Source organism: Psychromonas hadalis ATCC BAA-638 (genome assembly GCF_000420245.1).
GTDB lineage: Bacteria > Pseudomonadota > Gammaproteobacteria > Enterobacterales > Psychromonadaceae > Psychromonas > Psychromonas hadalis.
Genome location: NZ_ATUO01000023.1, coordinates 1 through 11895, shown reverse-complemented (window position 1 = coordinate 11895; position 11895 = coordinate 1). Strand labels below are relative to the sequence as shown.

Annotated in this window: 11 protein-coding genes; 8 read left to right on the top strand and 3 right to left on the bottom strand. The window is 39.3% G+C overall.

All coding sequences use genetic code 11. The features are described from left to right. Positions 1 to 105: 105 nt before the first annotated feature. The gene (gene aroQ, locus G322_RS0104745; protein ID WP_022940662.1) at positions 106 to 549 is read left to right on the top strand and encodes a type II 3-dehydroquinate dehydratase; all 444 of its coding nucleotides are present in this window, start codon (positions 106 to 108) and stop codon (positions 547 to 549) included. A 361-nt stretch (positions 550 to 910) separates the two neighbouring features. Further along, positions 911 to 2569, top strand: coding sequence for a hybrid sensor histidine kinase/response regulator (locus G322_RS0104740; RefSeq protein ID WP_084683680.1), 1659 nt, complete (start codon positions 911 to 913; stop codon positions 2567 to 2569). A 98-nt stretch (positions 2570 to 2667) separates the two neighbouring features. Here G322_RS0104740 and G322_RS0104735 read toward each other — a convergent pair whose 3' ends face one another. Then, complete coding sequence (locus G322_RS0104735) at positions 2668 to 3306, bottom strand: response regulator (RefSeq protein WP_022940660.1); 639 nt, start codon at positions 3304 to 3306, stop codon at positions 2668 to 2670. Between the two features lie 192 nt (positions 3307 to 3498). Between G322_RS0104735 and prmA the strand changes: the two genes are divergently transcribed. The 6 genes from prmA to G322_RS0104705 all read left to right on the top strand — a co-directional run bounded on the left by prmA (position 3499) and on the right by G322_RS0104705 (position 8126). Further along, positions 3499 to 4383: a 50S ribosomal protein L11 methyltransferase gene (gene prmA / locus G322_RS0104730; RefSeq protein WP_022940659.1), complete on the top strand. Its 885-nt coding sequence runs from the start codon at positions 3499 to 3501 to the stop codon at positions 4381 to 4383. Between the two features lie 152 nt (positions 4384 to 4535). Then, entirely contained in the window at positions 4536 to 5495 is a 960-nt protein-coding gene (dusB, locus tag G322_RS0104725) for a tRNA dihydrouridine synthase DusB (RefSeq protein ID WP_028866417.1), read from the top strand. Between the two features lie 13 nt (positions 5496 to 5508). Beyond that, positions 5509 to 5808, top strand: a complete 300-nt coding sequence (gene fis / locus G322_RS0104720) for a DNA-binding transcriptional regulator Fis (RefSeq protein ID WP_022940657.1) — start codon at positions 5509 to 5511, stop codon at positions 5806 to 5808. 142 nt (positions 5809 to 5950) lie between these two features. Then, entirely contained in the window at positions 5951 to 6544 is a 594-nt protein-coding gene (locus G322_RS0104715; RefSeq protein ID WP_022940656.1) for a YjaG family protein, read from the top strand. 157 nt (positions 6545 to 6701) lie between these two features. Beyond that, on the top strand, positions 6702 to 6977 hold the full coding sequence (locus G322_RS0104710; RefSeq protein WP_022940655.1) for an HU family DNA-binding protein: 276 nt from the start codon (positions 6702 to 6704) through the stop codon (positions 6975 to 6977). 129 nt (positions 6978 to 7106) lie between these two features. After that, a complete protein-coding gene (locus tag G322_RS0104705) occupies positions 7107 to 8126 on the top strand; it encodes an FAD-binding oxidoreductase (protein WP_022940654.1) in 1020 nt (339 codons plus the stop codon). Between the two features lie 56 nt (positions 8127 to 8182). On the opposite strand, the gene purD is transcribed toward G322_RS0104705, so the two are convergent. Together purD and purH are read right to left on the bottom strand one after the other, a co-directional pair. After that, positions 8183 to 9469, bottom strand: a complete 1287-nt coding sequence (purD, locus tag G322_RS0104700) for a phosphoribosylamine--glycine ligase (protein ID WP_022940653.1) — start codon at positions 9467 to 9469, stop codon at positions 8183 to 8185. 426 nt (positions 9470 to 9895) lie between these two features. Beyond that, the gene (purH, locus tag G322_RS0104695) at positions 9896 to 11488 is read right to left on the bottom strand and encodes a bifunctional phosphoribosylaminoimidazolecarboxamide formyltransferase/IMP cyclohydrolase (protein WP_022940652.1); all 1593 of its coding nucleotides are present in this window, start codon (positions 11486 to 11488) and stop codon (positions 9896 to 9898) included. Positions 11489 to 11895: the final 407 nt, after the last annotated feature.

Sequence of the window (11895 nt, the reverse complement as noted above, 5' to 3'; positions counted from 1 at the left end):
GGCCATCACTAAAGCAGGACTGAAGTCCTGTCCACGAATTAATTAACTGGCTAGTTAATTAACATGCAGATAGACTTCTAAATATATTATTTAGGAGTCTTTTTTATGTCAAAAAAAATAAATATATTAGTGTTAAATGGGCCAAATTTAAACTTACTGGGTCAACGTGAGCCCGGTATTTACGGTAAACAAACGCTTAATGATGTTATTGATGCACTTTGCAGTGAAGCAAAAAGCATGGATATAAAATTAACCCACCTACAAAGCAACCGAGAATATGAGCTGATTGAAAAAATTCATGCCTCATTGAATGAGATTGACTTTATTATTATTAATCCAGCGGCCTTTACCCATACCAGTGTTGCGATAAGAGATGCCTTGCTTGGCGTTAAGATCCCTTTTATCGAGGTGCATATCTCAAATGTACATGCACGTGAAAGTTTTCGTCAGCACTCCTATCTTTCTGATGTTGCTGTCGGTGTTATTTGTGGATTAGGTGTAAAAGGTTACTCATTGGCACTGCAATCTATTTATGATCGAATGAATTAACTTTCACTTTCTAACTCACTAACCACACCGTGTTTTATTGTTAATGAAGACGGTGGCGTTCATATTAAAGAACGAAAAATGGTATTTTTATCGTTTAATCACCAAAAACTACCCGGGTAGGTAGTTACTTAAATTATCTAAATAGGGCATTCTTACCTTGTCTTAAGGAATTAAGGCATTAGAGTAAACCCACTTTTTGATGCCAAACAAATGGATTTTGATTGTTATAAAATTTGTAATAATAAGAGACATATTACAGGCGAGTCTAACGTTGTTAGGCTTTTTTTTGTCTTTTTTTTGCTTATTTTGAAATGTAAAGTGCTACAATATTTAACAAGTGACATACACATAAATTAATACAATGAGCAATATACAAACCAACAAAGCGTTCCTATTTAAAAGATGGCAATCACTACGTGTTTACAACATAGTGATACTGACAGCTTTTCTTTTTTTCTACTCTATCGGCACACTACAAAGTTATAGTTTTTTTATGCCTCCAGCGGCATTTAACCTGCCGTTTATATTACCTTTAAGTGCTATTTTTCTTTGCGCTTACCTGATTCACTGTTTGGTTACCGAAAAAGATAAAATAAGCATTCGCTTAATTCCAATTTTAACCCTATTTACGACCCTGTTTATTACCATTAATAGTCATTTTGAAACCGAAACCTCACAGAATAGCTTTCTCTATTTCACCCTGTTATTGCCTCTTTTTTACGCGTATATACTCGCCTATAATTTTCAGCTGTTAATTATCAATAATTTAGTGGCCATTGTGAGTTACACTTTTACCGCCGTCGTCGGAGATACCAGTACGTTAGTATTTATTTTAAACCTGTTATTTCTCTTCACACTCGGTTTTTTAACTCTCTACTCACATATCAAAAATAATACCTACTCATCAAAAGGCAACACCGTTAAAGCAATACGAGGGCCTACCCTTAATCAGAAAAATTCACTCTATCTAAGCAATATTATTCATGATATTCGCCAACCGTTGAGTAGCTTAGCGTTATATAGCTACCTACTTGAAAAACAGATTGATGATGAAAAATCGGTTGATTTGATGAAAAACTTACTGGGTGCATCTAATCAATTAGATCGTTGGTTATCATCACTGCTTGAACTTGCAACACTCGATTCCAACACTCTAAAAGTAACGATAAAAAGTATCCCATTAGCAACCTGCCTTTCTAGTGTCATTAAAAAGCAAAATGAAAAAATAGCATCACAAGGCATGACATTAAAACTACACCTTGGCAATACCGTGTTGTATACCGACACAAAACTATTAAGTGAGATCATTGATAACCTGCTTAGTAATGCTCTATTACACGGTTCACAAAAGCGTGGTGGCACCATCTTATTAAGCGCACGTAATCTGCAAAACACAATCAATATTCAAGTTTGGAATAAAGGCACTCGCATTAATAATGAACATCTTAATTCCCTCTTTGATGAGCTTTATTATCCTAAAAACCCAAATCACAATAAAGCCAAAGGATTGGGTTTAGGGTTAGCACTCTCACAACGTAAAGCCACTCTTTTAAATTCACAAATCAAGGTAAAAACCTCTGATAACGGTAGCTGTTTTTCTATTCAAATAGCGAAAGGATTAGCGACTAGAGAAGTGATTCCACCCGCACAGCTCACGCAAGAAAATAATGAAAATATCCTTTTAATTGATGATGATACAAGTATTCTAAGTGCGCTCTCTATGTTATTAGAAAATTGGGGATATAAAGTTGATTGTGCAGAGAATAGCGAACAAGCCATTAACGCATTAGAGAATAAACAGTTTGCATTGATGATCTCAGATTACCGATTGCCGGGTGATAAAAATGGTATTGACCTGATCAAAATAGCACAACAGAAACAGGGTATTCCTTCGTTGCTATTAACAGGTGAAGTTGATCCTGACAAGTTTAAAGAGGGGGAGTTTAGAAATTATAAAGTATTACATAAACCGATAAAACCCGCCGCATTACGATTGTTATTACGACAGTTATTGAGTTAATCTTATTGTAACTACTCAGGTCGTTGCCATTTAAGCCTATTTTTATAAAAACACCTCAAATCAAATTTGAAGGGGGGCTCATCTTATTTAATACAAGATTAAGCGCTTAATAAGCCAACTTGAAGCGCTTTTTGCAGTGCCTTAGCACGACTGTTTACACCCGAAACATCTAAAATCTGATAAATCCCTTTCTGATGAAACTTTACTGTATCTGGTGAAATAGACAATAACGCCGCAATCTCTCGATTGGTTTTCCCTGCCTGCAACAACAATAATATCTCTGCTTGCCTACCTGAAAGATGGTATAACGCTTTATTCTTTTTCTCCTGCAATACAAGCGCTTCTAACTGTAACTCTATTTCACTGGGGATAAAAATATCCCCCATCAAAACAGCTTCTAGCCCTGCAAGCATATCTTGTGGTGAATAAGATTTAGGAATAAAACCCATCGCACCTTTTTGTAGCGCGAGTAATACATCTTTATAATCTTCACAGGCAGAAAGCACAATAACGGGTGATAATATTTGCCGTTTTGTTAGTTCATCAATCATGCAAATGCCATCCATCTCTGGCATGCAAAGATCCATTAGAATAAGATCAGGTTGCAGTTGCTCAATTTGCATCAATGCAACCATTGGATTGTCAAAAACGAACACCTCATTATTACTACTCTCAAGGGTTAATTTTAATCCATGTAGAAATAGCGGGTGATCATCAATAATAACAATTTTATTCATTCAAAAATCCTATTTAGGGAACGTTTTCAATTTTATTACAATAAGACTAATTTACACTCAATTTTGAATACTTAAACAATAATTCATCTTTATTTTTGAGGACCTCCTCACTATGGCCACTTTTCAATCAATTGGAATATTGAGCGCTTCCCCTGTATCCTCCTTGAAAATTAAACAAATAGGATTTAAAGCATGCCTTGGATACAACTTAAATTAAACGCAACGTCAACAAACGCTGAAGATATTGGTGAGCTGTTAATGAGCAATGGCGCGCTTTCTGCCACTTTTACTGATGCACAGGATACACCTGTTTTTGAGCCCCTACCGGGAGAAACTCGCCTGTGGGGAGATACAGATATTACCGGGCTTTATGAAGCCGATGCCGATATGCCAGCCATTGTTGCAATACTAAAAACAAGCCCACTATTAGACAATAATTTTGCTTATAAAATTGAGCAATTAGAGGACAAAGATTGGGAGCGTGAATGGATGGATAACTTTCACCCAATGCAATTTGGTAAACGTTTATGGATCTGCCCAAGCTGGAAGCCCGTACCTGATGAAAATGCAGTGAATGTCATGCTTGATCCTGGCCTTGCATTTGGCACCGGGACACACCCAACAACCGCGCTCTGTTTGGCGTGGTTAGACGGACAAGACCTGCAAGATAAAGTAATTATCGATTTTGGTTGTGGCTCGGGTATTTTAGCCATTGCGGCCCTTAAATTGGGTGCAAAACGGGTTATCGGTATCGATATTGACCCGCAAGCAATTACGGCAAGTCGAGATAATGCGCAACGTAATGATGTTTCCGATCAACTTGAATTATACCTCCCCGCTGATTTTCCCGAGGGTATTGTAGCGGATGTATTAGTGGCGAATATTCTTGCAGGGCCACTGCGCGAACTATCAACAAGCATTGAAGCATTAATCAAACCGACGGGCCGTCTGGCACTTTCGGGTATTTTAGAACAGCAAGCACCTGAATTAATCGAAATTTACGGGCAATGGTTTGAAATGGACAAAGCGTCTATCAAAGAGGAGTGGGCGCGTTTATCAGGTGTAAAGCGTTCATAAAACCAGCAAAACAGCGTCAGAAATGAGATCAATCTGAATATTGGGCAATTTGCAAGCAAAATAATTGCGCAATGGTTAATTATTAACCTTTATTCTGTCGTCAAAAATGCGTACACTACGCCGCCTTGAGTTAGAGAGATTGTGTGTTTTATATGCGTATTGGTAACTATCAATTAGTGAACAAACTTATTTTGGCGCCGATGGCAGGGGTAACAGATCGCCCCTTCCGCGAACTTTGCAGAGCGCAAGGTGCTGGAATGGCGGTTTCTGAAATGTTGTCGTCTAATCCACGTGTATGGAATACCAGAAAATCTAAATTAAGAATGGATTACCATGGCGAATCGGGTATTCGCTCCGTGCAAATTGCTGGCTCTGAGCCAAATGCAATGGCCACTGCTGCACAGTTATGTGTGCAACAAGGCGCGCAGATTGTTGATATCAATATGGGATGTCCTGCCAAAAAAGTGAATAAGAAAAAAGCAGGCTCAGCGCTACTGCCTCACCCTAAACTTGTGCAAGCAATTTTAGAGTCTGTCGTAGATGCCGTTGATATACCTGTGACGTTGAAAATTCGCACTGGCTGGGATCCTGAAAGTAGAAACGGTCTGGAAATAGCACAAATTGCCCAAAACGCTGGAATCCAAGCAATTGCAGTACATGGTCGTACACGCCAATGCCTTTATAAAGGTGAAGCAGAGTACGACACAATAAAAATAATTAAAGAAAATTTAACCATACCCGTGATTGCGAATGGTGATATCACCAGTGTAGAAAAAGCCAAATACGTGCTCGATTACACAGGGGCAGATGCCATTATGATTGGACGAGGTGCACAAGGTGCACCTTGGATATTCAATGAAATTAACCACTATTTAACCACAGGTGAGCACAAAGCACCTTTGGATAAACAGGAAGTCACTCATATTTTGCTGAATCATGTGCAAGCATTGCATGGTTTTTATGGCAACGTAATGGGTCCTCGTATTGCTAGGAAGCATGTTGGTTGGTATCTGCAAACGCAAGCGCAGTTTGGTCACTTTAAACGACAATTTAATGCCATTGATTGCCCTATCGAGCAGTTAAAAACATTAGAAATTTATTTGAATAATTAAAGAGTTAATAGCCATGTTTGAACAAAATATTCCTCAAGAAGCACTTACCACAACAACCAGTATTCCGGCTACCGGGCAGATAACTCAAAAACCACTTCGTGATTCAGTGCGTCAAGCTGTTTCAGGTTACGTGGCAAAATTAAACGGTCAAGATACTACTGAATTATACGAGTTGGTATTAGCAGAAGTTGAAGCACCGATGTTAGATATTATCATGCAATACACACGTGGTAACCAAACTCGCGCAGCAACCATGTTAGGTATTAACCGTGGTACGTTACGTAAAAAATTAAAAAAATATGGCATGGGTTAATTCTTTAATTAACACAACATAAAATAAGACATAAGCGACTTTCTAGTCGCTTTTTTTTAAGCTGTTTTTCACCCAACTTCGGGTGGCTTTTTTATTGATTCAATATATGCTTAATCTTTTATTTCAAGCCATTAGGATAAATATGCTTTCACTCCCTATTAACGACCAACTGAAAAACTTATTAAGCTGGCAACAAAGTGTTTTTTGTATGGCACTTAGTGAACACACAAAATTACATTTTCATCTTTTTTGTGAGGCGATTGAAAATGAGGCAGGTACTAAGATAAATAATGAGATAGATAAATTTAATCAACTTTTCTGGGAAAAAATGACGGTGAAAGGCGTCAAAGTTAACTTAACCATTCAACAAGAGCATTTTGATGAGATCATTCCCGATTCCCGTAAACATGATTTTTATGGTGTTTACCCTGCCATTGACCATTGCGTTATTTTAAGCTGTGCTTTTAACTCTTTTTTAATCAAATCCAACGATGAAGCACTCAATGCAAGCCAAACAAGCTTCTCAACAATTGCTAGTTTTATTGAATTACAAAGTGGAGATGAGCTAGATGATGAGATGCTACAAGAGCAAGCTCTCTTTATAGAACAGCTTGAATTTCAAACAGAACTATTAAAAATGTTAGACAATGAACGCAGTCCTGAGCTGATAAAATCGATACAACATTTTGTGCAAGCCCATGGTGTGACTAACCTTGGCATCGCTTTAAGTGAGTAATTTAACAACTTAAATGTGATTTTTAACACAATAAGAACATTTAAAAGTGATATATCCTATTTTTACACTCATTAAGCTTTACTTAGTAATAGCACTTGAAATACATTATTTCGGTAAGTAACATTATTTTTACTATTACTAATATGGAAATCGATAAATGAACAAAACTCAACTTGTTGCAGAGATCGCAGAAAAATCAGAACTAACTAAAGTACAAGCGAAAACAGCTTTAGAGCAAATTCTTGCAAGTATCACTGATAGCCTAAAAGATGGCGAACCAGTACAGCTAATCGGTTTTGGTACTTTCAAAGTAAACCATCGTGCAGCACGCATGGGCCGTAATCCACAAACAGGTGACGAGATTCAAATTAAAGCTGCAAATGTTCCCGCCTTTGTTGCAGGTAAAGTACTTAAAGAATCTGTTAACGTATAACACCTCTGCCCGTCGCTATTTAAAATAGATAATCTATAAAACAACAAAAAGGTGAAACTTCGGTTTCACCTTTTTTTTTGTTACCATTCTTTAACTTATTAATCACCAACTCCCCCATTAGAGAACAGTATGCCAAACAGTACTAACCAATTTGAGCGCCTACGTTGCATTAAACGTATTGATGAAACCAGTGATGCAAGTACCTTTGAATTTGAACACCTCGACCAACGCCCTTTTGAATTTCAAGCCGGGCAATTTCTTACTTTTGAAATTAACCATTATAACAATCTGTTATACCGAGCATACTCTATCTGCTCCTCCCCAACACAGGCAAATAGCGTCACTATCGCTATCAAACGCGTCCCAGGAGGTAAAATATCTAATTACCTACTTGATAACTTACAAGCAGGTCACGCATTACCCGCAATGGCACCCGCAGGGAAATTCACCCTAGAAGCAAACAAAACCACAAACAACCTATTGCTAATGAGTGCAGGCAGTGGAATTACTCCTTGTCTTGCCATTGCACGCTATCTACTTGATACACAGAAAAAGACGAATATCCATTTCATCCACAGCGCACGACAAGCTAGCGATGTGATAATGAGTTCTCTGCTCACAGAGCTTGCTGATACCCATAGTAATTTCCGTTTAACACTTATTTTAGAGAAGACTGATAACCCCGATTATTTCCAAGGGCGTTTAGACAGTCACTTATTTAAGCAACTTGTACCTGATAACAGTAAACAAACACTGTTTATTTGTGGTCCCTCTTTGTATATGAAATCTGTCGAAGAGATTGTTTTTGGAAGTGGTTTTAATATGGATTATTTCCACAAAGAGAGTTTTGTAGCTGCCACTAAAGCGGGTGAAACTGTTTTTTCAGATGTGAATCATCAAATTACATTTCCTGCATTAGACAAACAGTTTATGGCAAATGATCAGCAAAGCTTATTAGATGCAATGCACAAGGCAGGTATTAAAGTACCCTATTCATGCAAATCAGGCATCTGTGGTGCGTGTAAGTGTAAAGTGTCAGGTGATGTTGTCAGTAGCAGTAATGAAGCGCTCACAGCGGAGCAGATTGAGCAGGGTTACGTACTAAGTTGTAGTACAAAAGCGAATTCAGATTTAGTGGTTGAGCTTTAAACAAAAAAGCCGATGCGCTTAAACATCGGCTTTGTTCGTATTCATAGTGTTAGCGACTACTTTTTAGCTTCACGTGCAATCGCGCGATAAGCAATATCGTTACGATGGAACATACCATCCCAACTGATCTGTTTAGCGAGTGCATACGCTTTCTGCTGTGCTTCTGTCACAGTATTACCCAACGCAGTTGCACAAAGCACACGACCACCACTTGTTACTACCTGACCATCAACCACCGTTGTCCCGCCATGGAACACTTTCAGGCCTTCAGATTCAGTAGGAATACCTGAGATCACCAATCCTTTTTTGTAATCCGCAGGATAGCCACCAGCAGCTAAAACAACACCAATAGCAGCACGCTCATCAAACTCAGCAACCATGCCTTCAAGTTCACCGTTTACACCCGCTAGACACAAAGTAACAATATCTGACTTCATGCGTAACATGATAGGTTGCGTTTCAGGATCACCAAAACGACAGTTATATTCAATCACTTTTGGTGTGCCGTCCGCCATGATCATTAGACCGGCGTAAAGGAAACCGGTGTAAGTATTACCCTCGCTCGCCATGCCCTTAACGGTTGGATTGATAACCAATTCCATGATGCGATCGTGCATTTCAGGCGTGACCACTGGTGCAGGAGAATAAGCCCCCATGCCGCCCGTATTTGGCCCAGTGTCACCATCACCAACACGTTTGTGGTCTTGGCTGGTTGCCATTGCCACGATGTTTTTACCATCGACCATGACAATAAATGATGCTTCTTCACCGTCTAAAAACTCTTCAATGACAACACGATGCCCTGCTTCACCAAAGGCGTTACCTGCAAGCATATCTTGAATCGCATCTTCCGCTTCTTTTAATGTCATCGCAACAATCACACCTTTACCGGCAGCAAGACCGTCAGCTTTGATTACGATTGGCGCACCTTTTTCACGCACATAAGCCAATGCAGGCTCAACTTCAGTGAAGTTTTGGTACCAAGCGCTTGGAATATTATGACGCGCTAAGAAGTCTTTCGTGAACGCTTTAGAGCCTTCTAACTGTGCGGCCCCTTTCGTCGGACCAAAACAAGCAAGACCCGCTTCTTGAAAGGCATCAACCACCCCCATAACCAATGGCATTTCAGGGCCGACAATGGTTAGTTCAACATTGTTATCTTTTGCAAATACCACTAATGCGTCGATATCTTCAACACCGATATTTACATTGGTTACTTTATCTTCCAGTGCGCTACCCGCATTGCCTGGTGCAACAAAGATATTTTTAACTTGTTCGTTTTGTGCCACTTTCCATGCCAACGCATGTTCACGACCACCACTACCGATAATTAGAACGTTCATTTTAGAAACCTTAAAATATTTTATTTAATGCTTATGTAAGCTGAAGCTACAAACAGGCAAGACTAAAGTCTTACGTCCAAAAGCAAATCTTATTTCGGACGTAGGACTTTAGTCCTGCCTTGTTTTAAAAAGAAAACAAGCGAAGCTAAAAAAAGGGTTCGCAGAGCTTACCCGCTCATTAGCCTGAACTGCCGTTCAATTCGCCATCACCTCCGAATTCCTACACATTCAAATAGATTAATTGTCTTTTTGCTAAGTGATTTAGTTTGAAATCAAGGAGAAAGCACGGAGCTTGGTTTACCAAGTATTCCGTACTTCCTGTACTCCACCTTTCAGGCCACCCTACGGGTGTTCAAATTCTTTCCCGAAGAATTTGTGAGTACTTTCAACGCCGAGTTCGAGCTAAAGCACGACGCAAAAAACAATTTAATGGCGGAAGTGGCGCATACCTGTAAATACCATCGCCATGTTATGTTCGTCCGCAGCGTCGATAATTTCATTATCACGCATTGAACCACCCGGCTGAATCACGCAGCTAATACCTGCTTCTGCGGCTGCATCGATACCATCACGGAATGGGAAGAATGCATCTGATGCCATGACTGAACCTTCAACCACTAGGTTTTCGTCAGCGGCTTTAATACCTGCAACTTTAGCACTGTAAACACGGCTCATTTGACCTGCACCAACCCCGATAGTTGCACTGTTTTTAACGTAAACAATGGCATTTGATTTAACATATTTAGCGACTTTCCAGCTAAACAGTAAATCAGCAAACTCAGCGTCTGTTGGCTGACGTTTAGAAACCACTTTCAAGTCATCTAATCCAACCATACCTTGGTCTCTGTCTTGTACTAATAAACCACCGTTAACGCGTTTAATATCAAACTCTGTGGTGGTTGTGTCCCACTGACCACATTCAAGTAGACGTAGGTTTTTCTTGGCAGCCACAATCTGTGCTGCTTCTGGACTGATTGATGGCGCAATAATCACTTCTACGAATTGACGCGAAACAATCGCTTCTGCGGTGTCCGCATCTAACTCACGGTTAAAGGCGATAATGCCACCAAATGCTGAGGTAGGATCTGTTTTGTAAGCACCTTCATAGGCATCAAGAATACTACCAGCAACCGCAACACCACATGGATTTGCATGTTTAACAATGACACAAGCTGGCTCAGAGAACTCTTTCACACACTCAAGGGCTGCGTCTGTATCTGCAATGTTGTTGTAAGAAAGGGCTTTACCTTGGAGCTGAGTGGCCGTTGCAACAGAGGCTTCTTGAATATTATTTTCAACATAAAAAGCAGCTGCTTGATGAGCGTTTTCACCGTAGCGCATATCTTGCTTCTTCTGAAATTGCATGTTGAATGTACGTGGAAATTGAGAAGCTTCATCACCCTCTTTGTTTTCGCCATAACTTGGCACTTTAGTACCGAAGTAGTTTGCTATCATACCGTCGTATTGTGCAGTATGTTCAAAAGCCGCAATCGCTAAATCGAAACGCGTTTTGTACGTTAAGCTACCATCGTTGCTATTCATCTCAGTTAAGATGCGCGAGTAATCAGAAGCGTTTACGACGATTGTTACGTCTTTATGATTTTTAGCTGCAGAGCGCACCATTGTTGGCCCGCCGATATCGATATTTTCGATTGCATCTTCAAGCTTACAGTCAGGATTAGCCACTGTTGCCGCAAATGGGTATAGGTTAACAACAACCATATCAATTGCTTGAATACCATTTTTAGACATAACATCTTCATCAATACCGCGACGAGCAAGAATGCCACCGTGAATTTTTGGGTGAAGTGTTTTAACTCGTCCATCCATCATCTCAGGAAAACCTGTGTAATCTGAAACTTCAGTTACTTTGATGCCATTATCAGCAAGTAGTTTACAAGTACCACCCGTAGAAAGAATCTCAACGCCTTTTTCAGCTAATTCACGTGCAAATTCAACAATACCTGCTTTGTCAGAAACACTCAGTAGTGCTCTTTTGATCGGTCGGCTAGTTTCCATTTTATCACTCATTCCTCGGTTAAATTAATTACTAAATAGCTTAGGATTGGCTTCAAAATTACTTGCGCTTTTGTTTTCAAAATAACCAGTCATTTCTGGCTTTTTGAAAACAATTTAGCGCAAGTTATTGTGTAACGATTCCTTAGCAACATTCTTGGGGCAGTATTCTACCCGAAAACGATGCGAATTTGAGCTATTTATTTATAAATATTTTTAGGATCAAGAGGATATTAAGGATATTGATAGAGGAAACTTTCTCTACCACGGCAATCTACTTTTTTAACTTGCTTGAAGTGAAGTGATTCCATTATCGAGATTGTTGCGTGGTTATTTTTAGCCACAATCGCTTGCATCGAATTTAGTTGGTAGATGGAAAACATATTATGAATCAGTTGTTCAAATAACAA